The organism is Nocardia miyunensis NBRC 108239 (genome assembly GCF_001613065.1).
GTDB lineage: Bacteria > Actinomycetota > Actinomycetes > Mycobacteriales > Mycobacteriaceae > Nocardia > Nocardia miyunensis.
The window spans coordinates 1-25,045 of sequence record NZ_BDBQ01000065.1 but is presented as its reverse complement, the minus strand read 5'-3'; the positions used below and the strand labels follow the sequence as shown (position 1 = coordinate 25,045).

Genomic DNA, 25,045 nt, shown 5'->3' with positions numbered 1-25,045 from the left:
CCCGCCGGTCCCGCGCCCACGACCAGCACGTCGGCATGTGCGGGCAGCGCGTGCGTTCCGCGCTCGCTCCCGATGGCGGCATCCGGTGAACCCATGCGCCCCATCCTCGCAGGGCTGTGCGAACGGCGTCGACGGGGCGGGCCGCACAGCGCCGGCCGCCGAGTGAGTTGTGCCGGTGTCGTGACCGCGCCGCGCCGGGACTCGGGTGAGTCGCGCTGGGAACCGGACCGAACTACGCCGTGGTCGTGAGCGAGATGCGATGGGGCGTGACGGAACGGCACGGGGCGGCGAGGGGTGCGCGCGTGTCGGATTCGTCCCACAATGGCGGTGTTGTGATGGTGTTCATGGGGACCTGGAACCCGACACGCTAGGTTGTGGGGCGTGGGGACGGACGCGGCATTGGGAGACGACATGAGTGCATCGGCGGTCAGCGATGAGAGCACGGTGGTGGCCGGGGTGGATCTCGGCGACCACGAGCTCGCGTCGACCGTGCGCAACGGTCTGGTCGAAGTCGAGAAACTACTGATCGCCGAGCTTTCCGACGGGGAGGAATTCCTGCAGGAGGCGGCTCTGCATCTGGCCCGCGCGGGGGGTAAGCGGTTCCGGCCGCTGTTCACCATCCTGACCGGACAGCTGGGCCCGCGCCCGACCGATCCGGATCTGATCACCGCGGGCACCGTGATCGAACTGGTACATCTGGCCACGCTCTACCACGACGACGTCATGGACGAGGCCACGATGCGTCGCGGCGCGCCGAGCGTGAACTCACGCTGGGGCAACAGCATGGCCATCCTGTCCGGGGACTACCTGTTCGCGCACGCGTCGCGGCTGGTGTCCACCCTCGGCCCCGACGCGGTGCGGATCATCGCGGAGACGTTCGCCGAGCTGGTCACCGGTCAGATGCGAGAGACGTTGGGCGCCAAGCAATCTCAGGATCCCGTCGAACACTATCTGCGGGTGGTGTGGGAGAAGACCGGATCGCTGATCGCCGCCTCCGGCCGTTTCGGCGGAACCTTCTCGGGTGCCGATCGCGATCACGTCGAACGCGTGGCTCGCCTCGGTGACCTGGTGGGCACCGCCTTCCAGATCTCCGACGACATCATCGACATCTCCTCGGCGGCCGAACAGTCCGGCAAGACGCCGGGCACCGATCTGCGCGAGGGCGTGCACACCCTGCCCGTGCTGTACGCGCTGCGCGACGAGGGCGTCGAGGGCGACCGCCTGCGCACTCTGCTGGCCCGCCCGCTGGAAACCGACGACGAGGTCGCCGAGGCCCTGGACCTGCTGTCCCGCTCCCGGGGCATGGTCATGGCCAAGGAGAAACTGCAGGGCTACGCCGACCTCGCCCACGCCGAACTCTCCGCACTCCCGTCCGGCCCCGCCAACGCGGCCCTGGAACGCCTCGTCCGCTACACCATCGAACGATCCGTGTAGTTCGTCTCCATTTCCCCATCAGGGGGAACCTGGAGTGCCACCTCCCTCGTTGACCTGGTGTAACGGATAATCGATGACGGGGTGCTGAGATGGAGGACCGACCATGCACCGTGGGTATGCGAACGGGTTGAAGACGTTCGGCCTGATGGTCGGCATGTCGGCGCTGATCGTGTTCATCGGCGCGCTGTTCCGCAATCCCACGATCTTGGTGATCGCCATTCTGCTGGCCGTCGGCATGAACGCCTACGCCTACTTCAACAGTGATCGGCTGGCGCTGCGGGCGATGCACGCGCAGCCGGTCTCCGAACTCGAGGCCCCGGTGATCTACCGGATCGTGCGCGAGCTGGCGACCGCGGCGCGTCAGCCCATGCCGCGGCTGTACATCAGTCCCACGACCGCACCCAATGCCTTCGCCACCGGCCGCAATCCCCGGCACGCCGCGGTCTGCTGTACCAGCGGCATCCTGCAACTGCTCGACGAACGTGAGTTGCGCGCGGTCCTGGGCCACGAGCTCTCGCACGTGTACAACCGCGACATCCTGATCTCCTCGGTGGCCGGCGCCCTGGCCGCGGTGATCTCCGGCCTGGCCAATCTGGCCTTCTTCGCGGGCCTCGGCGGCGGTGGAAACCGCGATGGTGAAGGGCCGAATATCCTTGGCGTACTTCTGGTTTCGTTACTGGGCCCGATCGCTGCCACGCTGATCAAACTGGCCGTATCGCGGTCGCGCGAGTATCAGGCCGACCAGGACGGCGCGCAGCTCACCGGCGACCCGCTCGCCCTGGCCTCGGCCCTGCGCAAACTGGAACGGGGCGTCGCGGCGGCCCCGCTGCCCCCTGATCCGCGGCTGACCGCCCAATCGCACCTGATGATCGCCAACCCGTTCCGGGCGGGTGACCGCATGGCCCGCCTGTTCTCCACCCATCCGCCCATGGCCGAGCGAATCGCCCGCCTCGAACATCTGGCGGGCGGTCCGCGCCGCTACTGACAGCACGCACCGCCGGAATTACCGGTAGTTGACGAACTGCAGCGCCAGATCGAAGTCGCTGCTCTTGAGCAGGGCGATGACGGCCTGCAGATCGTCCCGCTTCTTGCTGCTCACCCGCAGCTCCTCGCCCTGGATCTGCGCCTTGACGCCCTTGGGGCCCTCGTCGCGGATCTTCTTGGCGATCTTCTTCGCATTCTCGGTGGAGATGCCCTGAACCAGGGTTCCTGTGATCTTGTACACCTTTCCGGACGCCTGCGGCTCACCGGCGTCGAACGCCTTGAGCGAGATGTCCCGGCGGATCAGCTTCTCCTTGAACACGTCCAGCGCGGCCTTGACCCGGTCCTCGGACTCCGCGGACAGCACGATCTTCTCCTCACCGGACCACTCGATGCTCGCGCCGGTGCCGCGGAAGTCGTATCGGGTCGAGAGCTCCTTGACCGTCTGGTTGAGGGCGTTGTCGACCTCCTGGCGATCGACCTTGCTGACGACATCGAATGACGAATCGGCCACACTGCGCTCCTGTCTCACGAATTCCGGTTTCGACGCTAGCGTTGCGGGCAACGTACCGCCACTAGCCGACGAGGGCCCGACGCTACCCCCGCTGGCCTGCCGGTTTGCATCGAGGGCCCCTCATCGTTGTATTCTGCTCAGCGCGCTGGATCAGCGTGTTCGGCGGATTGCCCGAGCGGCCAAAGGGAGCTGACTGTAAATCAGCCGCGCAAGCTTCGGAGGTTCGAATCCTTCATCCGCCACCCCAATCAGGGCCCTCTCCGATCGGAGAGGGCCCTGATTTCGTTCCGGGGTGATTCGTGTGGCCCGGCCCCGCCGGACACCTCCTGTCGGCCGGTGCCGTTTCAGGGTTTCGAAAGTATGCTCTGAGCTGCCGGTTTGGTAAGTTTGCGGTGCAGTGTGTAACCTCGTTCAAGGCTTCAGCGCCCCAGGTGCGAGCGATCGCGATCAGGAGCGCATGTAGTCATGCCCCCTTAGCTCAGTCGGCAGAGCGTTTCCATGGTAAGGAAAAGGTCAACGGTTCGATTCCGTTAGGGGGCTCGCCGGATTGCCGGTGGTGGCCGACGGCATCGCCAGGGTCAGGCGCCATCGCAAGCCGACCCATATGGCGGTGTAGCTCAGTCGGTAGAGCAAACGACTCATAATCGTTGTGTCGCCGGTTCAAGTCCGGCCATCGCTACAAAGACCGATACCTCCCGTCAGGTAGACCGAAAGAAGGCATATCGTGGCCGCGAAGTCCACTGATGTCCGGCCAAAGATCACCTTGGCCTGCGAGCAGTGCAAGCACCGCAACTACATCACCAAGAAGAACCGGCGCAACGACCCGGATCGGCTGGAGCTGAAGAAGTTCTGCCCGAACTGTGGAACCCACCGGGCTCACCGCGAATCTCGCTAGTACTCCACGTGTGCCACTGCCGCACGCGACGTCGGTGAGACCGAGGCAGGAAGCTTGCGTAGCTGCCAGGTCGCGAGTGTCGCAACTCGAGTGGGCCTTCAGTGCCGGAGCAGGGTGTGAACCCTCTCCGGCATTTGGTGTATCCGCGGCAGTGTGTGCTTCGGCAGATCCCGTAGCGGGGTCAGATAGGGACATTCTTCCGTGACTACTCATGCCGGGACCACCGATACCGGATCAGACACGGCCGAGGACTTCGACCCGGCCGCGCACGCCAGCGACATGGTCGGCCACCACTACCGCGTCGACGACTACTACGAGGTCGGCCGCGAGAAGGTGCGTGAATACGCCCGCGCGGTGCAGGACTACCACCCGGTGCACTGGGACGAGGAAGTCGCCCAGGAATACGGCTACGACGGTCTCGTGGCCCCGGTGACCTTCATCTCGCTGGTCGGCATCCTGGCCCAGCGCAAGCTGTTCGAGCAGGTCGTCACGGGTTACGACCTGAGCCAGATCATGCAGACCGACCAGATCCTGGAATTCCACCGGCCGATCAAGGTCGGCGATCAGTTGGTCTGCGACGTCTACCTGCATTCGTTCCGTCAGGCCTTCGGCGGCGACATCATCGTGACGAAGAACATCGTCACCTCGCGCGACGAATTGGTGCTCACCACCTACACCACCCTGGTCGGCCGCAGCGGCGGCGATGTCGACCCGAACATCGCCGAGGCCGTGCGCAACGTGCTGATGCACGGAATCGGCGAGGACCCCGGGCATCGCCCGCGGACCACGCCGCCGGTCACCGAGCCGCCCGTGCCGGTCGTCAACATCCCCGAGCCGCTGTCCAGCACCCGCGCGGTGCGTTTCGAGGACGTCAGCGTCGGTGACGAGCTGCCCTCGCGCGTGGTCCGGCTCACCCGCGGCGATCTGGTCAACTACGCCGGCGTCTCCGGCGACGCGAACCCGATCCACTGGAGCGACGAGATGGTCAAGCTCGCCGGCCTGGACGACGTGGTCGCGCACGGCATGCTCACCATGGGCCTGGGTGGCGGCTTCGTCACCTCCTGGCTGGGCGACCCGGGCGCGATCAAGGAGTACAACGTCCGGTTCACCAGCCCGGTCTACGTGGCGGTCGACGAGCCCGCCGAGGTCGAGTACACCGGCAAGGTGAAGTCGGTCGACCCGCAGACGCGTACCGCGGTGATCGCGATGGTCGCCAAGTCCGGCGGACGCAAGATCTTCGGTCGCGCGACGGCCACTGTGCAGCTGGCCTGAGCCGCGCACGCTGGGTGGTTCCGGTGGCCGTGGGGCCCGGATTGGCGATGCGAGGGGGGCGTACCGTACACTCGGGAATCTGGGGTCACCAGCCGCTGCGCGCTGCTCCGAAGGGGCCGGTTCCGGACGGAATTCCGCCGGTGCCGGAACACCGCAGGGGCGGCGCGCGTGTTGTGTGGTCACCCCGGTACAACTGAACAGCCACCGTGCTGGAGCCAGATCCAGCCGAAGGGGTGTAGCTCAATTGGCAGAGCAGCGGTCTCCAAAACCGCAGGTTGCAGGTTCAAGTCCTGTCACCCCTGCAAGGATGCCAAGCGACGAGAGAGGATCGACGTGTCCGATGACGATGACACCCGCGCGGTGAGTCGTCCGACCGGCAAACGGTCGTCTCGGCGAGCTCGTTCCGGTTCCTCGGATCACGAAACGGGTTCTGTCGCGACGATCGACCGGGACGGCGCGGGTTCGCGCAAGACGTCCAAGCCTTCCGGTAAGAAGAAGGCGGGCAGCGGTACGGGCAATCCATTCAAGCGCCTGGTGAAGTTCCTGAAAGAGGTCGTTCAGGAACTGCGCAAGGTGATCTGGCCCAACCGCAAGCAGATGGTCACCTATACGACGGTGGTCCTGGTGTTCGTGATCTTCACGGTCGCGTTCATCGGCTTGTTGGATCTGGCGTTCATCAAGGGCGTCAACTGGCTGTTCGGCTAGCTGGCCGTCGGCGCCGGTGACCAATTCCCGCGCGGATGGGCTGCGGTTGCCATCCGCCGGAATCGATGTCCGGAACGCAGAGGAAGTTAGTGACGACACAGGAAGCGAGTGCCCAGTGAGCACCCCGGAGAACGGCACAACCGAGGAATTCCCGGTCGACGACGTGGCAGAGGAGATCGCCGCGCCGGAGGTCGAGGAGTCCGCGGATTCCGCGCCGATCGCGGAGTCCGCCCCTGGCGAAGCGCCCGCCGATGAGGTCGATCCCGTCGCCGCGATGAAGGCCGCGCTGCGCCGCGCGCCCGGTGACTGGTACGTCATCCACTCCTATGCCGGTTACGAGAACAAGGTCAAGGCCAACCTCGAGACCCGCGTGCAGAACCTCGGACTCGAGGACTACATCTTCCAGGTCGAGGTCCCGACCGAGCAGGTCACCGAGATCAAGAACGGCCAGCGCAAGAACGTGCAGCGCAAGGTGCTGCCGGGTTACATCCTGGTCCGGATGGACCTGAACGACGAGTCGTGGGGCGCGGTGCGCAACACCCCCGGCGTCACCGGTTTCGTCGGCGCGACCTCGCGTCCGTCGCCGCTGTCCATCAACGACGTGGTGAAGTTCCTGGTCCCCGCCGACCAGCAGCAGAAGAAGCCCGCCGCGGCCGCCGCAAGCGCCGAGGCCGCCGCCGCCGAGCCGCTGACCAAGCCCACCATCGAGGTGGACTTCGAGGTCGGCGAGTCGGTCACCGTGATGGACGGCCCGTTCGCCACGCTTCCGGCCAGCATTTCCGAGGTCAACGCCGAGCAGCAGAAGCTCAAGGTGCTGGTGTCGATCTTCGGTCGCGAGACCCCCGTCGAACTCGCGTTCACGCAGGTCGCGAAGATCTAGCTTTTCGTACTTCGCGCTGGTGGCCGGAATCTCGTCACGGGATCCGGCCACGCGCATATCGGAATGACGGTCGGGGGCGATTCGTTGCTCTTGGCGGTCGCCAACTAGACTTGTCGGGTTGTGTCACGGCTGTGCCGTGCGCGCACATCCCGGATAAGCCTTACGACAGCAATGCGTAAGGTGCGTAAGGTCCGTAAGGAACTAACCAAGGAAGAAAGATGCCCCCCAAGAAGAAGAAGGTCGCCGGGCTCATCAAGCTCCAGATCCAGGCCGGCGCCGCCAACCCGGCTCCGCCGGTCGGCCCCGCGCTGGGTCAGCACGGCGTCAACATCATGGAGTTCTGCAAGGCGTACAACGCCGCGACCGAGTCGCAGCGCGGCAACGTCATCCCGGTCGAGATCACGGTCTACGAGGACCGCTCGTTCGACTTCAAGCTGAAGACCCCGCCCGCGGCCAAGCTGCTGCTCAAGGCCGCCGGTGTGCAGAAGGGTTCGCCCGAGCCGCACCGCAACAAGGTCGCCACGGTCTCCATGGACCAGATCCGCGAGATCGCCAAGACCAAGCAGGAAGACCTGAACGCCAACGACATCGACGCCGCGGCGAAGATCATCGCGGGCACCGCCCGTTCGATGGGGATCACCGTCTCGGACTAGTCGCGATTCTCGCGCAGTGGGAGGGATGGCCAGTCCCGCTACCACTTCTGACTCCAGAACAGGACAGACAATCATGGCAAAACGAAGCAAGGCTTATCTCGAGGCGGCCGCCAAGGTCGACCGCGCAGCGCTGTACTCCCCGCTGACCGCCGCGCGGCTGGCGAAGGAGACCGCCACCAAGAAGACCGACGCCACCGTCGAGGTCGCCGTGCGCCTGGGTGTGGACCCGCGCAAGGCCGACCAGATGGTCCGCGGCACCGTCAACCTGCCGCACGGCACCGGTAAGACCGCTCGCGTCATCGTGTTCGCGGTCGGCGACAAGGCCGCCGAGGCCGAGGCCGCCGGTGCGGACGCCGTTGGCGCCGAGGATCTGATCGAGCGCATCCAGGGCGGCTGGCTGGACTTCGACGCAGCGATCGCCACCCCGGACCAGATGGCCAAGGTCGGCCGCATCGCGCGTGTGCTCGGTCCGCGCGGTCTGATGCCGAACCCGAAGACGGGCACGGTCACCCCCGATGTGACCAAGGCCGTCAACGACATCAAGGGCGGCAAGATCAACTTCCGCGTCGACAAGCAGGCCAACCTGCACTTCGTGATCGGCAAGGCGTCCTTCGACGACACCAAGCTGGTGGAGAACTACGGCGCCGCGCTCGAGGAGATCCTGCGTGTGAAGCCCTCCACCGCGAAGGGCCGCTACGTCAAGAAGGTGACGATTTCGACGAACACCGGACCGGGCATCCCGGTGGACCCGAACCGCACCCGCAACCTCACCGAAGAGGACGCGTAGTAGCACGCTGAATCATCAACGGCCGGTACGGATTTCCGTACCGGCCGTTTGTGTTGGCCTAATGGGGGGAGCTTCAAAACCTTAATACGAAACGTAACATCGGCTATCGTTGGTGGTATGAGCCGTACTGTGCATGTTCCGTACGTGTTGGAACAGGATGAAGACGGTGTCTGGTGTGCAAGCGCGGTTTTGCGTCCCGGAGTCGGCGCTGTCGGGGATGGCGAGACACCTGAGGCGGCACTGACCGATCTTCGTGCAGGTTTGTTGCTTCTCCTCGAAGACATCGAACCTCCAGCGGAGATGACGCTCGAATTGGATGTTGCCTGAGTCGGATTCGGATAAACTCCGCCGGTGCCACCGACACCATCTGTTCGCGGTATCAAGGTTGTCCGAGCTCTGGAGCGGGCGGGGTTCAAGATCGACAGAGTTAAGGGCAGCCATCATCTGATGAAGCATCCCGACGGGCGATCTGTGCCGGTACCCGTACACAACGGTAAAGATATTCCCAAAGGGACTCTTCGAAGCATTGCCATCATCGCCCAGATGTCGGTCGATGAGCTCATTGAACTCCTCTAGTCTCCGTTTTGGCTGATAGATAGGACTCTGCTATTCTGGTCGACGGTCGCTGACCAGTTCAGCGATCACCCCCAATCGTTCTACCGAAGACCGTTGGTTGCTGCCGTCAGGCAGCTGAAGGTCCGGCGATATTGCCGGCGGCCCACGCAGGGAGAGCCGAGGTCGGGAAGCCGTGAGTCCCCGTGACTTGCGATGTTTCTTGTGCGCCCCGGAACGCTCTGCGTCCGGGGCGTTTGCTTTGTCTCCGGTCCTTGCGGACTTCGGTCGTTCATTACGAACCGATACCCCTGAGAGGAGGCGAAGTATGGCAATCCAGTGGAAGCACGACCAGGTCGAAGAGATCACCAAGCAGTTCCAGGACGCGACCGCCACCGTGATCACGGAATACCGTGGCCTGTCCGTCGGTAAGCTCACCGAGCTGCGGCGTGCCCTCGGCGACAACGCCACGTACTCCGTCGCCAAGAACACCCTCGTCAAGCGCGCCGCCGCCGATGCGGGCGTCGAGGGCCTGGACGAGCTGTTCGTCGGGCCGACCGCGATCACCTTCATCCACGGTGAGCCGGTCGACGCAGCCAAGGCCCTGAAGACCTTCGCCAAGGACAACAAGGCGCTGGTCATCAAGGGCGGCTACATGGACGGCGCGCCGCTGTCCGTGACCGAGGTCGAGAAGATCGCCGACCTGGAGTCCCGCGAGGTGCTGCTGGCCAAGCTGGCCGGTGCCATGAAGGGCAACCTCACCAAGGCCGCGGGCCTGTTCGCCGCGCCCGCCGGACAGGTCGTGCGCCTGTTCGCCGCGCTCGAGGACAAGCAGCGTGCCGCCGGCGGCGAAGCGGCTCCGGCCGCCGGTGGCGAAGCCGCCGAATAGATTCCGCTGCCGAATTCCGAATTATCCCAACACTTTTCCCGCCTGTGCGGGGAGACCCCACTGAAAGGAAGCCATCATGGCCAACGTTGACGAGCTGCTGGAGACCATCGGCGGCATGACCCTGCTCGAGCTGTCGGACTTCGTCAAGAAGTTCGAGGAGAAGTTCGAGGTCACCGCTGCTGCTCCGGTCGCCGTGGCCGCCGTCGCCGGTGGCGCTGCCCCGGCCGAGGCCGCCGAGGAGCAGGACGAGTTCGACGTCGTGCTCGAGGGCGCCGGTGACAAGAAGATCCAGGTCATCAAGGTCGTGCGTGAGATCGTCTCCGGCCTGGGCCTGAAGGAGGCCAAGGACCTCGTCGAGTCCGCGCCGAAGCCGATCCTGGAGAAGGTCGCCAAGGACGCCGCCGAGGCCGCCAAGGCCAAGCTGGAAGAGGCCGGCGCCAAGGTCTCGGTCAAGTAATTCCGGCTACTGCCGTTTCAGAGGCGGGCGGTCCCCTCAGGGGGGCTTGCCCGCCTTTGTGTTTTCTGCCTCCATTTCGCTCCAGCGGGTTAGTGGCTCACCGCCCATAGCAAACCCGCCGTGTACATGCGAGAGGTTTGCCCAGGTCGAAGCCTGGGCAGAAATAAACCGGAATCCATTACTTCTTACTCGCCGGTAAGGGGGGATGGGAATGCCGGTTTACATGCGATACAGTGGCCGCACCCAGTGTGACGCGTCACATCGTGCTGTGTTGTATCGGCCCAGCGCTGGAGCGGTTTCGGCCGAGCGGTGACACGGCACGGGACAGCTCGTTGCAAAGAATATTGTGGAGGTAGGCGTGGGCGTCGAGGTCCGTACCGAAGGTGTCACCAAATCCTTCGGTTCTCAACGTATTTGGCAGGATGTCACCTTGACTCTGCCCACGGGGGAAGTCAGCGCCCTGCTCGGCCCCTCCGGTACCGGTAAGTCCGTGTTCCTGAAGTCGTTGATCGGTCTGCTGCGCCCGGAGCGTGGTTCGATCTTCATCGACGGTACGGATATCACCACCTGCTCCAACAAGGAGCTGTACGAGATCCGCAAGCTGTTCGGCGTCCTGTTCCAGGACGGTGCGCTGTTCGGTTCGATGAACCTGTTCGACAACACCGCGTTCCCGCTGCGCGAGCACACCAAGAAGAGCGAATCCGAGATCAAGAAGATCGTCATGGAGAAGCTCGAGCTGACCGGTCTGCTCGGCGCGGAGAACAAGCTGCCGGGTGAGATCTCCGGTGGTATGCGCAAGCGCGCCGGTCTGGCTCGTGCTCTGGTGCTGGATCCGCAGATCATCCTGGTGGACGAGCCGGACTCGGGTCTGGATCCGGTCCGCACGACGTATCTGTCGCAGTTGTTGATCGATATCAACGCGCAGATCGACGCGACGATCCTGATCGTGACGCACAACATCAACCTGGCTCGTACCGTGCCGGACAACATCGGCATGCTGTTCCGCCGTCAGTTGGTCATGTTCGGGCCGCGTGAGGTCCTGTTGACGTCGGAGGAGCCGGTGGTGAAGCAGTTCCTCAACGGCCGCATGGTCGGTCCGATCGGTATGTCCGAGGAGAAGGACGAGGCGCAGATGGCTCGCGAGCAGGCGCTCGCGGAGGCCGGTCACTACGACAACGGCACCGAAGAGGTCGAGGGCATCATCCCGCAGATGAAGGCCACGCCCGGCATGCCGGTGCGCCAGGCCGTGGAGCGGCGTCGTCGTCGGGTCATGGAGATCATGCACACCCTGCCGCATACGGCGCAGGTGGCGATCCAGGAATCCATGCAGGAGAACGGTGATACACAAGTTCTCCCGGCCTATACCAGCAATCCGCAGGAATATTCGGGCAACTCGTACGACACCACCGCGCGACACAACACAACTAACGGGTAACATACGCTCCCGTGAATCTAACCCTGACGCGGCTGCGCACCCCGGTCGAGTCGGGTTTTGCCCAGGCGGGCAATATCTTTGCGCTGCTCATCAGCGTCGCGCGTAAGACATTCGTCCGGCCTTTCCAGTGGCGCGAGTTCATCGAGCAGTCGTGGTTCATCGCGAGTGTGTCGATCCTGCCCGCATCACTGGTGGCAATCCCGTTCGGTGCCGTCGTGGCGTTGCAGACCGGTTCACTGATCAAGCAGTTGGGCGCCGAGTCCTTCACCGGCGCGACCAGTGTGCTGGCCACCGTCCAACAGGCCGCGCCCGTCGTCACCGCGCTCATCATCGCCGGTGCGGCGGGATCGGCCGTCGCCGCGGATCTGGGCTCGCGGACCATCCGCGAGGAGATCGACGCCATGGAGGTGCTGGGCATCGACCCGGTACAGCGCCTGGTGGTTCCCCGGGTGCTCGGCATGATGCTGGTCGCCCTGCTGCTCAACGGCCTGGTTTCGGTCGTCGGCATCTGCGGCGGCTATTTCTTCAACGTGATGTTGCAGGGCGGTACGCCGGGCGCCTATCTGGCCTCGTTCTCCGCACTGGCTCAGCTGCCGGATCTGTGGATCGGCGAGATCAAGGCATTGTTGTTCGGCCTGTTGGCGGGCGTGATCGCCGCGTACAAGGGGTTGAGTCCGAAGGGGGGACCGAAAGGAGTGGGTGACGCGGTGAATCAATCCGTGGTGATCACCTTCCTGGTGCTCTTCTTCGTCAACCTCTTGCTGACGTTGGTGTACCTGCAGATCGTTCCCGCCAAGGGATCCTGACCATGGTTGTTTCGCAGCGATCCTCCAAGAATTTGCGCCGGATCGGCGGTGCCCTACGGGGTCCCGTCGCCGTCATCGACCGCGCCGGCGATCAGATGTCGTTCTACTCCAAGGCGATCGCCTGGATTCCGCGCACCGTCGTGCACTACCGCAAGGAGGTCATGCGGCTGCTGGCCGAGGTGACCTTCGGTTCGGGTGCGCTGGCGGTCATCGGCGGAACCATCGGCGTCGTCGTGATGATGTCGGCCTCGGTTGGTGTCGTGGTCGGCCTGCAGGGCTACAAAGCCCTCGACGCCCTGGGGTCCTCGGTGCTCACCGGATTCCTCACCGGCTACATCAACACCCGCGAGCTGGCCCCGCTGGTCGCGGCGCTGGCGTTGTCCGCGACGGTCGGCTGTGGTTTCACCGCGCAATTGGGTGCGATGCGGATCTCCGAGGAGATCGACGCGCTCGAGGTGATGGCGGTGCCGGGCGTGCCGTTCCTGGTCACCACGCGCGTGATCGCCGGATTCGTGGCGGTGATTCCGCTCTACATCGTCGGCCTGCTGGGCACATTCGTGGCCTCGCGGCAGATCAGCGTGTGGTTCGAGGGCCAGTCCACAGGTTCCTACGACCACTATTTCAATTTGTTCCTGCCACCTCAGGACGTGTTGTATTCGTTCCTCAAGGTGCTGATATTCGCGTTCGTGATCATCCTGATCCACTGCTACTACGGGTTCAACGCCACCGGCGGCCCGGCGGGCGTGGGCGTGGCGGTGGGCCGCGCGGTCCGTGCCTCGATCGTGTTGATCAACGTTCTCGATTTCTTTCTGAGCCTGGCCATCTGGGGGACGACGACCACAGTGCGAGTTGCCGGATGATCGGGTCAGGGCCGGAGGAGGCCGCTCGCGTAACCACGGAGGCCCCCCGAGCATCCGGAAAGGTGACAGCATGAGCGCCGCCGGAATTCAGTTCTGGCGATCTACGGAGAAATTGCGCACGCGTACGCTCGGGGTGCTGTTCTTCGTGGTCATGGCCCTGTTCCTGGGCACGACCATCGCCATCTACAACAAGACGTTCACCTCCGTGGTGAAGGTCGATCTGATCACCGACACCGTCGGAAACGCGTTGACGCGCAACGCCGATGTGAAGGTGCGCGGCATCACCGTCGGCGAGGTCCGGTCGAGTCAGCCGCAGGGCAGCAAGGTCACCCTGCATCTGGCGCTGGATCCGGCCAAGGCGAAGGAGATTCCGTCCAACGTCACCGCGCGACTGCTGCCCAAGACGTTGTTCGGCGAGCGGTACGTCGATCTGGTGTGGCCGCAGGACCCCACCGGACATCTGACCGCAGGACAGACCCTGCAACAGGACGCCAGCGGCAACGCCATCGAGGTCAGCCAGCTGCTGGACAGCGTGCTGCCGCTGCTGCAGGCGATTCCGCCGCAGTACCTGGCCTCCACCCTGGGCGCGCTGTCGCAGGCCCTGGGCGGACAGGGTGAGGAACTCGGTCACACGGTGGACCGGCTGGACACCATCTTCCGCGGGCTCAACGGCGTCATGCCGACCCTGCAGGACGACATCCACAACTTCGCCACGGTCGCAGACACCTATTCCGACGCGCTGCCGCAGCTGGTCGACACGTTCAACAATCTGCGCACGCTCAACGCGACGATCGTGCAGAAGCGTTCGCAGATCGACACGCTGTACTCGGTGCTGACCCCGACCTCCTCGCGGGTGGCCAATTTCCTGACGATCAACCACGACAACATCATCGACGTGGCCGCGGATTCGCGGGAAGCGCTGCAACTGCTGGCCACCTATTCCCCCGAATATGCCTGCACCATGCGGAATTTCGCGCAGCAGAAGCCGCGAATCGACCAGATCTTCGGTAAGGGAACCGATATGCCAGGCTCGCGGGTGTCGATCAAACTGATCAATCCGCGCGGCCGGTACCTGCCGAATCAGGACGAGCCGCGCTGGTTCGACACCCGTCCGCCGGTGTGTTTCCCGGAGTATCCGCTGGGCACCGACGCGGGCCAGTATCCGACCGGTTCGGCCAACGACGGCTCCTACCAGCCGCCGACCCGCAATCCGGGAAATCAGAACATCGGCAAGCTGCCTCCGGCGCAGTTCTCGGTCTTCGGCACCCAGCCGACGTCGCTGGCCGGTTCGCCGTCCGAGGAACATGCGCTGGGCGCTATCTACGGCGCCGCGAACGGGGTTTCGCCGGACAAGGTGCCCAGCTGGGTGAGCCGGATCGGCGCGCCCGCGCTGCGTGGGAGTGAGGTGAGTGTGAAGTGAAGGCCGCACTGCGCGGACTGGGTGGGTCGCTGACCAAACTGCTCATCTTCGTGCTGGTCACCGTTCTGGCGACGATCCTGCTCGGCCTGACCATCGCCAACTATTCCGGCGGCGGCACCGAGTTCAAGGCGCGCTTCAGCGATGTGACGTCGCTGAACAAGGGCGACGAGGTGCGCATCGCGGGTGTGCGCGTGGGCAAGGTCACCAAGGTCTCGGTCGTCGATCACGACTCGGCGATGGTGAATTTCGAACTGACCGACCGCGATTGGCTGCCCGCCTCGGTGACCGCGACCATCCGGTACCGGAACCTGGTCGGTGAGCGGTACATCTCGCTCGAACAGGGCACCGGTCTGCAGGGCCGAAAGCTGAACGCGGGCGGCACGATCGGGCTGGACCACACGCGTCCGGCACTGAATCTGACGACGCTGTTCAACGGGTTCCGCCCGCTGTTCCAGACGTTGACCGCGGATGATGTGAACAAGTTGTCCTACGAGATCATCCAGGTCTTCCAGGGCGAGAAGGGCACCATCAGCGATCTGGTGAGCAATACCGCCGGCCTGACGAACAAGATCGCCGACAAGGACGCGGTGATCGGCCAGATCGTCAAGAACCTCAACGCGATTCTGGATTCGGTGAACAAGAAGGACGGCGCGCTCAACGATCTGATCGTCAATACCGAAGCGCTGGTGAGCGGATTGAACGCCGAACGCGGCACGATCGGCTCGGCGGTCAGCTCGCTGGGCAATCTGGCCTCGGCCACGGCGGATCTGCTGGTGCCGACGGTGCCGACGCTGAAGGGTTCGATCGCGGGATTGAACCAGCTCACCGGCACGCTGAACGACCGGTCGCCCGAGGTGAACGAGGCGTTGACGAATCTGCCGATCAAGATGGAGAAGCTGGGCCGCGCCGCGAGTTACGGCTCCTGGTTCCAGTTCTATCTGTGCGGTATCGATATCGTCGCGGGTCCGGGTGTGCAAGACGGTCAGCACCTGAACCTTCCGGCGAATATGCCGACGGTGAATCAGCCGGTGTACACCAATCCCGCGCCGCGGTGCCATGGGAAGGGTGGTCGCTGATGGATGAGCGCAAGCTCCTGGGCAAGCGCAGCCCCGCGTTCATGGGTGCGCTCGGCCTGTTCCTGGTGCTGCTGATCGCGGTATCGACGTTCTATCTGGACCGATTGCCGCTCATCGGCGCGGGCACCAAGTACACCGCCGAATTCTCCGAGGCCGCCGGGCTGAAGAAGGGGAACGAGGTGCGCATCGCCGGGGTCAAGGTCGGTGATGTGCTCGACGTCGGGCTGGACGGCGACCGGGTGGTGGTCTCCTTCCGCACCAAGGATGCCTGGATCGGGGACGACACCACCGCCTCGATCCAGATCAAGACGGTGCTCGGGCAGAAATATCTGGCACTGGATCCCAAGGGCACCCGTCCGGCGAATCCGTCCAAGCGGATTCCGTTGTCGCGCACGGTTTCTCCCTACGATGTGACCGAGGCGTTCCAGGACGCGGCGAAGGACCTCGAGCAGACCGACACCGCGCAGCTGGCCAAGAGCATGCAGGTGCTCTCGGAGGCGTTCTCCGAGACCCCGCCGGAAATCCGCAGCTCGATCGACGGCGTCGCGCGGCTGTCGGAGACGCTGGCCAAACGCGACCAGCAGCTCAAACAACTGTTCGCGGCGACCAACAAGACCACCAAGGTGCTCGCCGACCGCAATGTCCAATTCGAGCGGCTGCTCGCCAACGGCGGTCAGCTGCTGGCCGAGCTGAACGTTCGCCAGCAGGCCATCGCACAGCTGCTGACCGGCGCGAAAACCATTGCGGCGGAACTGACCACGCTGGTGCACGACAACGAGAAGCAGATCGGCCCGGCGTTGACCAACCTGCAGAAGTCCATCGACATGCTCAACGACAATCAGCAGAACATCTCCAAGACGCTGACGCTGGCCGCGCCGTTCTACGGGCTCTACGCCAACGTGCTGGGTAACGGCCGCTGGTTCGACGCGGTCATCGTCAACCTGATTCCACCGGCCCTGCCGGACGTCCCGGGCAACCGTCCGCCCATCCGGAACATGGGAGGCCGCTGATGGAACCCGAGTTCGGGAACGATTCCCCGACCGAGAAGTTCCCCGCGCAGAAGCCGGAGGGGAAACAGGTTGCGGGAGGCGGCGATTCGCCGACCGAGCAGCTGCCCGTGCAGAAGGCTGCCGCGCAAGACGCAGCGGCCGAAGGTGATTCGCCGACCGAGCGGATTCCGGTTCAGCCGTCGGCGGCTTCGGCGGCCGGACGCGGATCGTCGCAGGACGCGTCGTCGAAGGCGGTCGGGTCCTCCGGGGCTGCCGCCGGCGCGAGCGCGGGGTCGAGCGGGTCTTCCGGAACCTCCGCGTCGTCGGGCGGCAGCGGATCCGGCGGCGGGCGTCATCGTGATCCGCTGACCGCTCTGCGCGAATCCAGCGGGTCCATCAAGATTCTCATCTCGCTGGTCACTGTGGTGGCGGTCGTGCTGGCCGGGGTGGTGTGGTGGCTGTTCAACACTTTCGACACCACCCGGATCACCGCGTACTTCGACAAGTCGATCGGCATCTACCAGGGCTCGGACGTGCGCATCCTGGGTGTGCCGGTGGGCAAGGTGGATTCGATCACCCCGATGGGCGATCGGGTGAAGGTCGTCATGTCGGTCGACCGGAAGTACGACATCCCGGCCGACGCCTCCGCCGCGCAGATCACCCCCTCGGTGGTCTCGGACCGGTACATCCAGCTCACCCCGGTCTACAAGGGCGGGCCGAAGATGGGCCGCGAGGCGACCATTCCGAAGGAACGCACCGCGACCCCGGTCGAGGTGGACCGGCTCTACAAGTCCATCGCGCAACTGTCCGACGAGCTGGGGCCCAACGGCGCCAACAAGAACGGCGCGGTCAACCAGTTGGTCGAGACGGGCGCGAAGAACCTGGCCGGTAACGGTGACGCGCTGTCCAACAGCCTCACCCAGCTCTCGCACGCGGCCCGCTATCTGTCCGACGCGCGCGGCGACATCTTCGGCACGATCAAGAATCTGCAGATCTTCGTGCACACCCTGGCGGTGAACGATGCGCAGGTGCGGCAGTTCAATTCGCAGCTCGCGGATCTGGCCGGATTCCTCTCGGGGGAGCGGCACGATCTGGGGCAGGCGCTGAATCTGCTGTCGGTGGCGCTCGGGGACGTGGCCCGGTTCATCGACGACAACCGCGAGCTCGTCGCGAGCAACGCCGCGTCGCTGACGAAGCTGACCCAGACCCTGGCCGATCAGCGCAACGACGTGGCCAATCTGCTGCCGGTGCTGCCGCTGGCGCTGAGCAACCTGATCAACGTGCACAACGGTGAGACCGGCACCCTGGACATGCGGTCCAACTTCACCGATCTGCAGAACCCGTTCGGCACGATCTGCAAGCTGCTGGATTTGGGGCAGCTGCGTCCGGGAGATCCGAAGTTCGACGCGATCAGCCGTCAGCTGCGGCCGATCCTGGACAAGTGCAAGACCATCACCGACCAGATCAAATCGGGTGTGCAGACGCCGACGCTGAATCTGCCGTTCGGCATCCTGAGCGGTGAGAACCAGCAGCGCGCGGCGGTGCCGGGCAGCGTGCCCGGGACGCCGTCGAATCAGCAGCCGTCCTCGCAGAAGCCGGGAGGCCAGCGGTGAAGTCACTCAAGATGGCCTGTGCCGCAACGGTTCTGGGTGTAACGACGCTGCTGGTGAGTTCCTGCGGTTCGGCGGGGATCTACAGCGTTCCGCTGCCCGGCGGTGCGAACGTCGGCGATCGTCCGCTGCATCTGGACATCCGTTTCGACGACGTGCTGGATCTGGTGCCGCAGTCCGCGGTGAAGGTGGACGGCATCGCCGTGGGCCGCGTGGACTCGATCAAGGTCGCGCCGGACGGCTGGACCGCGAGTGTGCGTGTCGTGGTGAACAATTCGGTGAAACTTCCCTCGAACGCGCATGCCGAGGTGAAGCAGACCAATCTGCTGGGCGAGAAGTTCATCGAGCTGACCCGGCCCACCGCCGACGCGTCCGCCAAGCCGTTGCACGACGGCGAGGTGATCCCGGTGCAGAACACCCGCCATGCCACCGAGGTGGAACAGGTGCTGGGCGCATTGTCGTTGCTGCTCAACGGCGGTGGCATCGCACAGCTGCAGCCGATCGTCACCGAGCTGAACAAGACCCTCGGCGGCCGTGAGGACCGGGTCCGCTCGCTGCTGAATCAGGCCGACACCCTGATCAAGGGCCTGAACGACCAGGTCGGCGATATCCAGCACGCGCTGGACGGGCTGGGCACGTTGTCCGAGCGGGTCGGTCAGCAGAGCGATCAGATCGCCAAGATCCTGGACGAATTGCCCGCGGGCATCCACATTCTGGACCAGCAGCGCCCCGAGCTGATCGGCCTGCTGACCCAGCTGAATCGGGTCGGCAAGGCCGGTATCTCGGTGCTCGACAAGTCCAAGGAAAACCTGATCGACGATCTGGTCGCACTGCGCCCGACCCTGCAGGAACTCGGCCGCTCCGCACCGGATCTGGTGACGGCCTTCCCGCTGATCCCGACCTATCCCTTCCCCGACGAGGCGATCAAGTCCGAATTCGGCGGCTCGGTGAACACCTGGCTGTCGGTGGATCTGCAGATCGGCACCATGTTGAAGGGCCTGGGCGTGGGCGAGCCGAATCCGGTCTACATTCCGCCGAAATGGGGTCGTCCGGTACCGGTCGATCCGAGCAACCCCTATTACAACGGCAACGGCCCGCGGCCGGGATGGCCCACGGTTTCACTGATTCCGCTCCCGCCGACCGTCGTGGCGCCCGCCGATGCCAAACCGGGTGATCCGATCGGCTCGATTCTGAATCAGTTGGGAGTGAAGCCGAGATGAGCAGACTCGTCCGCTATCAGCTGATCGCGTTCGGTGTGATCGCCGTGCTCGGCGTGGTGTTCGTCGGCGCGAAATACGTTCACCTGGACCATATGCTCGGCTTCGGCCAGTACCAGGTGCGGCTGAAGATGCAGACCACCGGTGACGTGTCCAAGGGGTCGGAGGTCACCTATCGCGGTGTTCCGGTCGGCACGGTCGGCGCGCAGGACATCACCCCGGATGGTGTGGTCGTCTACCTGGAGATGGATTCCGGCAAGCCGAAGGTGCCCGCGAACGCCAAGGCGGTCGTGGCCAACCGGTCGGCGATCGGTGAGCAGTACGTGGATCTGGTGCCCTCCAGCGACGGCGGGCCGTATCTGCGTGACGGTTCGATCATCGTCGGCGGCGAGGTGCCGCTTCCGGTGCAGGATCTGCTGCAGAGCGTGAACACCCTCGCCAGCACCACGGATCTGAAGGCGTTGAGCACGACGGTCACCGAACTGGGTAAGGCGTTCGACGGGCAGGGCGACAATCTGCGCGTCCTGATCGATTCGCTGAACAAGTTCTCCGTGACCGGGGTGGACGCGCTGCCGCAGACGGTGCAGCTGATCAAGGACGCGCAGACGGTCCTGCAGACCCAGGTCGATCAGGGCGCCGATATCCGGCAGTTCAGTGACGGCCTGGACAAGGTGGCCGCGCAACTGCGCGCCAACGATCCCGACATCCGCCGCCTGATCGGCACCGGCACCGACGCCGGTAACTCGATCGGCAATCTGTTGCAGGAGAGCAGCGTTCCGCTGACCAAGGATCTGGCGAACCTGCGTACGGTGCTGCTGGCGGCGTCGCCGAAGTACTACGCGCTCAAACCGCTGCTGCAGATGTTGCCGCTGTTGTCGATCGGTGGTTCGGCCACCGCGCCGGGCGACGGGACCACCCACTTCGGGTTGGTGCTGGAAACCAACAATCCACCGGCCTGTACGCTCGGCTACGAGGGTACGCAGAAGATTCTCGCGCAGATGAAGGCGAAGAATCCGGACTTCGATGACACCCGCGACGACTTCCCGTTCAACAAGGACGCGAAATGCACTGTGCCGCAAGGTAGTCCGACGGACGTGCGGGGCGGGGCCCGGGCCGAACTGGCCGATCCGAGTGTTCCGCAGCCGTGGGACAACAAGCCCAAGACCGATCCGGACAAGCTGAACCTGAACCCGGTCGCCACCCAACTGGCCACTCTCATCGGAGTGACGCCGAAGCGGTGACGGCCGGACGGGGGCGGCGAGCCCGGGAAAATAACGACGCTAGGGTGTCGCTGTGAGTACTGATCTGTCCAACGTCGCGCCGGAAGCTGCGCAGAAGCCGTCGGAAGAGGCCGACTCGAAGTTTGCTGACGGCTCGCACGAGGTGACCGCCCGCACCTCCGCGCTCCGGACGGTGGTCACCTGCGTGGCCGCCGTCTGGCTGGTCGCGGCGGTCGTCGCGGCCGCCTGGTTCGGCGTCGGGTGGGTGCGCGCCGGATTCTTCACCGACGCGCCCCGCGCCCAGGCCCGCGACAGCGCGCTGGACGCCGCGCGGCAGGCGGCGCTCAACCTGAGCTCGATGAATCCCGACGACATCGACGGCTCGATCAAGCTGATGCAGTCCTCGATGACCGGGCAGATGCTCGACGAGTTCAACCAGAACCACGACCGCATCAAGCAGACCGCGCAGCAGGCGAAGACCCGGCTGGACGCCAAGATTCTCGGCGCCTCGCTGACCTCGCTGGACAGTGAGCGGGACAAGGCGTCGGCGATCGTGGTCGTGCAGCAGACGCAGACCGCGCCGAATGTGCCGGTGCAGTCGTTCCGGGCGACCTGGACCCTCGACCTGGCCAAGGTCGGGGGCCTGTGGAAGACCGATCAGGCCAATTCGCTGGGACAGCTCGTTCCGCTGGACAACACCGGTTCGGCCGCGGGCGCGCAGCAGGCCGCCCCCTCGGCTCAGCCGTCCACGCCGGCACCGGCACCGAGCGGTACTCCCGCGCCCGCGCCGCAGGGCCAACCGGGTTCGTAGGAGGTACCCGTCCAATGACTTCACGTCGTCCCGTCAACAAGGTCTCCTCGCGGATGCGGCCCGCGGAACGTGCCGCGCAGGACCCCGCTCGCAAGCGGACCTCCCGTGTCACGGCCGGATCGTCGCGTTCGGACGCGTCGTCGGGGAAGGTCTCCGCCGGTAGAACGTCCAGTGCCAAGGTCGGCGCGGGTGCGGCCGCCGAGTCCGCCGGACGCTCCTTCAAGCTTCCGGGCGTGCGGATGCCCTCGCTGCCGCGGTTGCACGCGTCGGGTTGGGGCGTCGGCGCCGGCATGCTTGTGGCCGCGATCGTGCTGACCGCGTTCGCGGTGGTCGCGTTCCTGCGGCCGGGTGTGGACGACGGGAACAAGGCGTTCGTGGACACCGCGGCAACCCAGCAGGTCACCGCCGCCGCCGACAACGCCCTGAAGACGATCTACTCCTACGACGTCAAGAACATCGACGGCTACAAGGACACGGTCCACAAGGTGGTCACCGGCAAGATGCTGGGCGATTTCGACAAATTCGCCGACACCACCGTCTCGGCGGTGAAGCAGGCGTCCTCGACCGCCACGGCGACGCCGGATCCGGTCGGTGTGACTTTGCTCACTGACGATCGCGCCGAGCTGTTGGTAGATCTCACAGTCGCCGCCACGAAGGACGGCGTGCCGCAGGAGAGCGCCTCCGGTCCGATCGTGCTGCACATGCAGAAGATCAACGGACACTGGCTGGCCAGCGAAATCGCCGACCGCTGAGACCGCTCGGATCGCTGAACCGCTGTTCAGAGCCTTGTTCTCGATCTCGGGCAATGCTGTGATCACGTGAAGGTCCAGCGCCGCAGTCGATCTCGCGGGTACCGGGGCGGCCCCGCCACTTGACGAGTTCCGTCCGAACCGTCACGCTATTCACAACAGCGGCAGCTGTCACAGGGTCCAGAACCCGGAGTGATCAGGCAGCCGCCGGCCCTGACGCAGCCAGCGAAGACGGGTACGGCGCGCCGATACCCCGAAGCTGGGCCTTGGTGGTACTTTGACACCCTTGCTTCGGGGGTGTACGTTTGGACTTTGCGCTGGCTGCCTCCTGTCCACACCTTTGATCGCACACTACGAAAGTTCCACCGTCAGGTGTTACTTCCGTTGTCTGCTGTATGGGGCTCGTTCGGGTTGCGACCAGCGGGAATCTCAACAACGAAGCAGACAAGCGACGGTCGCAGGCCCACCGTGCGACTCGCGTGAGGTGCTGGAAGGACGCATCTTGGCAGTCTCCACCCAGACCAAGGCCGGAATACCCGGAGCCCCGAAGCGGGTGTCTTTCGCGAAGATCCGCGAGCCTCTCGAGGTTCCGGGGCTTCTCGATCTACAAACTGATTCGTTCGCCTGGTTGGTCGGTTCACCGCAGTGGCGGGAGAAGGCGATCGCCCGCGGTGAGGTCAACCCGTACGGCGGGCTCGAGGAGGTGCTCGAGGAGCTCTCGCCGATCGAGGACTTCTCCGGGTCCATGTCCCTGTCGTTCTCGGATCCGCGCTTCGAAGAGGTCAAGGCCTCCATCGAGGAGTGCAAGGACAAGGACATGACCTACGCGGCGCCGTTGTTCGTCACCGCGGAGTTCATCAACAACAACACCGGTGAGATCAAGTCTCAGACGGTCTTCATGGGTGACTTCCCGATGATGACCGACAAGGGGACGTTCATCATCAACGGCACCGAGCGTGTGGTCGTCTCGCAGCTGGTGCGTTCGCCGGGCGTGTACTTCGACGAGTCCATCGACAAGACCACCGAGAAGACGCTGCACAGCGTGCGCGTCATCCCGAGCCGTGGCGCGTGGCTGGAGTTCGACGTCGACAAGCGCGACACGGTCGGCGTGCGTATCGACCGCAAGCGTCGTCAGCCGGTCACCGTGCTGCTCAAGGCGCTGGGGCTGACCGCGGAGGAGATCACCGAGCGTTTCGGTTTCTCCGAGATCATGATGTCCACCCTGGAGAAGGACAACACCGCCGGTCAGGACGAGGCGCTGCTGGACATCTACCGCAAGCTGCGTCCGGGCGAGCCGCCGACGAAGGAGTCCGCGCAGACCCTGCTGGAGAACCTGTTCTTCAAGGACAAGCGTTACGACCTGGCTCGCGTCGGCCGCTACAAGGTCAACAAGAAGCTGGGCCTGAATCTGGGCGAGCCGGTCATCGGTTCGGTGCTCAACCGCGAGGACATCGTCACCACGATCGAGTACCTGGTGCGGCTGCACCAGGGCGACAAGCTGATGACCGCCCCCGGCGGCACGGAGGTCGTCGTCGAGGTGGACGATATCGACCACTTCGGCAACCGTCGTCTGCGCACCGTGGGCGAGCTGATCCAGAACCAGATCCGGGTCGGCCTCTCGCGTATGGAGCGTGTCGTGCGCGAGCGCATGACCACGCAGGACGTCGAGGCGATCACCCCGCAGACCCTGATCAACATCCGCCCGGTGGTGGCGGCGATCAAGGAGTTCTTCGGCACCTCGCAGCTGTCGCAGTTCATGGACCAGAACAACCCGCTGTCGGGTCTGACCCACAAGCGTCGCCTCTCGGCGCTGGGCCCGGGTGGTCTGTCCCGTGAGCGCGCCGGCCTGGAGGTGCGCGACGTGCACCCCTCGCACTACGGCCGCATGTGCCCGATCGAGACCCCGGAAGGCCCGAACATCGGCCTGATCGGTTCGCTGTCGGTGTACGCGCGGGTCAACCCGTTCGGTTTCATCGAGACCCCGTACCGCAAGGTCGAGGACGGCCGCGTCACCGATGAGGTCCGCTACCTCACCGCCGACGAGGAGGACCGCGAGGTCCGCGCTCAGGCCAACTCGCCGATCGACGCGCAGGGCAACTTCCTCGAGGAGCGCGTGCTCGCTCGCCGCGGCAACGAGGAGATGGAGTTCGTCGGGCCCAGCGAGGTCACCTACATGGACGTCTCGCCGCGTCAGATGGTGTCGGTCGCGACCGCGATGATCCCGTTCCTCGAGCACGACGACGCGAACCGCGCGCTGATGGGCGCGAACATGCAGCGTCAGGCCGTGCCGCTGATCCGTTCCGAGTCGCCGCTGGTCGGCACCGGTATGGAACTGCGCGCCGCGGTGGACGCCGGCGATGTCGTGGTGAACGAGAAACCCGGTGTGGTGGAAGAGGTTTCGGCCGACTACGTCACCGTGATGCACGATGACGGCACTCGCCGCAGCTACCGGATGCGCAAGTTCAACCGGTCCAACCAGGGCACCTGCTCCAACCAGCGTCCGATCGTGGACGAGGGCCAGCGGGTGGAGCACGGCCAGGTCCTGGCCGACGGCCCCTGCACCGAGAACGGTGAGATGGCCCTCGGCAAGAACCTGCTCGTCGCGATCATGCCTTGGGAAGGCCACAACTACGAGGACGCGATCATCCTGTCGCAGCGCCTCGTGGAAGAGGACGTCCTGACCTCGATCCACATCGAGGAGCACGAGATCGATGCTCGCGACACCAAGCTCGGTGCCGAGGAGATCACCCGCGATATCCCGAACGTCTCCGACGAGGTCCTGGCCGACCTCGACGAGCGCGGCATCGTCCGCATCGGTGCGGAGGTTCGTGAC

Annotated in this window: 25 protein-coding genes and 4 tRNA genes; 28 read left to right on the top strand and 1 reads right to left on the bottom strand. The window is 64.9% G+C overall.

What is annotated here, in order from left to right:
• Window positions 1-411 precede the first annotated feature (411 nt).
• Complete coding sequence (locus NM2_RS28020) at window positions 412-1,434, top strand: polyprenyl synthetase family protein (RefSeq protein ID WP_067674586.1); 1,023 nt, start codon at window positions 412-414, stop codon at window positions 1,432-1,434.
• A gap of 103 nt (window positions 1,435-1,537) precedes the next feature.
• On the top strand, window positions 1,538-2,419 hold the full coding sequence (gene htpX / locus NM2_RS28015; protein WP_067674583.1) for a zinc metalloprotease HtpX: 882 nt from the start codon (window positions 1,538-1,540) through the stop codon (window positions 2,417-2,419).
• Between the two features lie 18 nt (window positions 2,420-2,437).
• Here the strand turns inward: htpX and NM2_RS28010 are convergent, their stop codons facing one another.
• A complete protein-coding gene (locus NM2_RS28010) occupies window positions 2,438-2,929 on the bottom strand; it encodes a YajQ family cyclic di-GMP-binding protein (protein ID WP_067674579.1) in 492 nt (163 codons plus the stop codon).
• A 161-nt stretch (window positions 2,930-3,090) separates the two neighbouring features.
• Here NM2_RS28010 and NM2_RS28005 point away from each other — a divergent pair.
• The 26 genes from NM2_RS28005 to rpoB all read left to right on the top strand — a co-directional run.
• A tRNA-Tyr gene (locus NM2_RS28005) sits at window positions 3,091-3,171 on the top strand.
• A gap of 225 nt (window positions 3,172-3,396) precedes the next feature.
• Window positions 3,397-3,469, top strand: a tRNA-Thr gene (locus NM2_RS28000).
• 66 nt (window positions 3,470-3,535) lie between these two features.
• Window positions 3,536-3,608, top strand: a tRNA-Met gene (locus NM2_RS27995).
• Between the two features lie 45 nt (window positions 3,609-3,653).
• Window positions 3,654-3,824, top strand: a complete 171-nt coding sequence (gene rpmG, locus NM2_RS27990; RefSeq protein WP_011211653.1) for a 50S ribosomal protein L33 — start codon at window positions 3,654-3,656, stop codon at window positions 3,822-3,824.
• Window positions 3,825-4,103: 279 nt separating this feature from the next.
• Window positions 4,104-5,096 carry a fused (3R)-hydroxyacyl-ACP dehydratase subunits HadA/HadB gene (locus tag NM2_RS27985; RefSeq protein WP_084531631.1) on the top strand — a complete coding sequence of 331 codons (993 nt, stop codon included), beginning with the start codon at window positions 4,104-4,106 and terminating at the stop codon, window positions 5,094-5,096.
• 229 nt (window positions 5,097-5,325) lie between these two features.
• Window positions 5,326-5,398 (top strand) — tRNA-Trp (locus tag NM2_RS27980).
• 25 nt (window positions 5,399-5,423) lie between these two features.
• Window positions 5,424-5,801, top strand: a complete 378-nt coding sequence (gene secE / locus NM2_RS27975; RefSeq protein ID WP_084531629.1) for a preprotein translocase subunit SecE — start codon at window positions 5,424-5,426, stop codon at window positions 5,799-5,801.
• A 115-nt stretch (window positions 5,802-5,916) separates the two neighbouring features.
• Window positions 5,917-6,681, top strand: a complete 765-nt coding sequence (nusG, locus tag NM2_RS27970; RefSeq protein WP_067674569.1) for a transcription termination/antitermination protein NusG — start codon at window positions 5,917-5,919, stop codon at window positions 6,679-6,681.
• Window positions 6,682-6,899: 218 nt separating this feature from the next.
• Window positions 6,900-7,334, top strand: a complete 435-nt coding sequence (rplK, locus tag NM2_RS27965; protein WP_040828125.1) for a 50S ribosomal protein L11 — start codon at window positions 6,900-6,902, stop codon at window positions 7,332-7,334.
• 73 nt (window positions 7,335-7,407) lie between these two features.
• Window positions 7,408-8,121 (top strand): 50S ribosomal protein L1, encoded by a 714-nt coding sequence (gene rplA, locus NM2_RS27960; protein WP_067674566.1) that lies wholly within the window; start codon window positions 7,408-7,410, stop codon window positions 8,119-8,121.
• 117 nt (window positions 8,122-8,238) lie between these two features.
• Window positions 8,239-8,448, top strand: coding sequence for a hypothetical protein (locus NM2_RS47890; protein ID WP_084525779.1), 210 nt, complete (start codon window positions 8,239-8,241; stop codon window positions 8,446-8,448).
• 24 nt (window positions 8,449-8,472) lie between these two features.
• Window positions 8,473-8,697, top strand: a complete 225-nt coding sequence (locus NM2_RS47885) for a type II toxin-antitoxin system HicA family toxin (RefSeq protein ID WP_084531628.1) — start codon at window positions 8,473-8,475, stop codon at window positions 8,695-8,697.
• Window positions 8,698-9,001: 304 nt separating this feature from the next.
• Window positions 9,002-9,562 (top strand): 50S ribosomal protein L10, encoded by a 561-nt coding sequence (gene rplJ / locus NM2_RS27950; RefSeq protein WP_067674560.1) that lies wholly within the window; start codon window positions 9,002-9,004, stop codon window positions 9,560-9,562.
• Window positions 9,563-9,638: 76 nt separating this feature from the next.
• Complete coding sequence (gene rplL, locus NM2_RS27945; protein ID WP_040828120.1) at window positions 9,639-10,019, top strand: 50S ribosomal protein L7/L12; 381 nt, start codon at window positions 9,639-9,641, stop codon at window positions 10,017-10,019.
• A 346-nt stretch (window positions 10,020-10,365) separates the two neighbouring features.
• Window positions 10,366-11,454: an ABC transporter ATP-binding protein gene (locus NM2_RS27940; protein ID WP_084531627.1), complete on the top strand. Its 1,089-nt coding sequence runs from the start codon at window positions 10,366-10,368 to the stop codon at window positions 11,452-11,454.
• Between the two features lie 11 nt (window positions 11,455-11,465).
• Window positions 11,466-12,260, top strand: a complete 795-nt coding sequence (locus tag NM2_RS27935) for an MlaE family ABC transporter permease (protein ID WP_051193715.1) — start codon at window positions 11,466-11,468, stop codon at window positions 12,258-12,260.
• A 2-nt stretch (window positions 12,261-12,262) separates the two neighbouring features.
• Window positions 12,263-13,120, top strand: a complete 858-nt coding sequence (locus tag NM2_RS27930) for an MlaE family ABC transporter permease (protein WP_067674556.1) — start codon at window positions 12,263-12,265, stop codon at window positions 13,118-13,120.
• A 70-nt stretch (window positions 13,121-13,190) separates the two neighbouring features.
• Entirely contained in the window at window positions 13,191-14,540 is a 1,350-nt protein-coding gene (locus NM2_RS27925) for an MCE family protein (RefSeq protein ID WP_067674554.1), read from the top strand.
• Window positions 14,537-15,616, top strand: coding sequence for an MCE family protein (locus tag NM2_RS27920; RefSeq protein ID WP_245718253.1), 1,080 nt, complete (start codon window positions 14,537-14,539; stop codon window positions 15,614-15,616). The genes NM2_RS27925 and NM2_RS27920 overlap by 4 nt, the downstream gene beginning before the upstream one ends.
• On the top strand, window positions 15,616-16,626 hold the full coding sequence (locus tag NM2_RS27915) for an MCE family protein (protein ID WP_067674552.1): 1,011 nt from the start codon (window positions 15,616-15,618) through the stop codon (window positions 16,624-16,626). Before NM2_RS27920 ends, NM2_RS27915 begins: the two co-directional genes overlap by 1 nt.
• A gap of 353 nt (window positions 16,627-16,979) precedes the next feature.
• Window positions 16,980-18,218, top strand: coding sequence for an MCE family protein (locus tag NM2_RS27910; protein ID WP_067674590.1), 1,239 nt, complete (start codon window positions 16,980-16,982; stop codon window positions 18,216-18,218).
• An 11-nt stretch (window positions 18,219-18,229) separates the two neighbouring features.
• On the top strand, window positions 18,230-19,435 hold the full coding sequence (locus NM2_RS27905) for an MCE family protein (RefSeq protein WP_067674592.1): 1,206 nt from the start codon (window positions 18,230-18,232) through the stop codon (window positions 19,433-19,435).
• On the top strand, window positions 19,432-20,673 hold the full coding sequence (locus NM2_RS27900; RefSeq protein ID WP_067674550.1) for an MCE family protein: 1,242 nt from the start codon (window positions 19,432-19,434) through the stop codon (window positions 20,671-20,673). The genes NM2_RS27905 and NM2_RS27900 overlap by 4 nt, the downstream gene beginning before the upstream one ends.
• Before the next feature lie 52 nt (window positions 20,674-20,725).
• Window positions 20,726-21,463: an Rv1363c family protein gene (locus NM2_RS27895; RefSeq protein WP_067674548.1), complete on the top strand. Its 738-nt coding sequence runs from the start codon at window positions 20,726-20,728 to the stop codon at window positions 21,461-21,463.
• A 14-nt stretch (window positions 21,464-21,477) separates the two neighbouring features.
• Window positions 21,478-22,215: a hypothetical protein gene (locus tag NM2_RS27890; protein WP_067674546.1), complete on the top strand. Its 738-nt coding sequence runs from the start codon at window positions 21,478-21,480 to the stop codon at window positions 22,213-22,215.
• A 481-nt stretch (window positions 22,216-22,696) separates the two neighbouring features.
• Window positions 22,697-25,045: DNA-directed RNA polymerase subunit beta (gene rpoB / locus NM2_RS27885; protein ID WP_067674545.1), on the top strand; the 2,349-nt coding region annotated here is incomplete at its 3' end.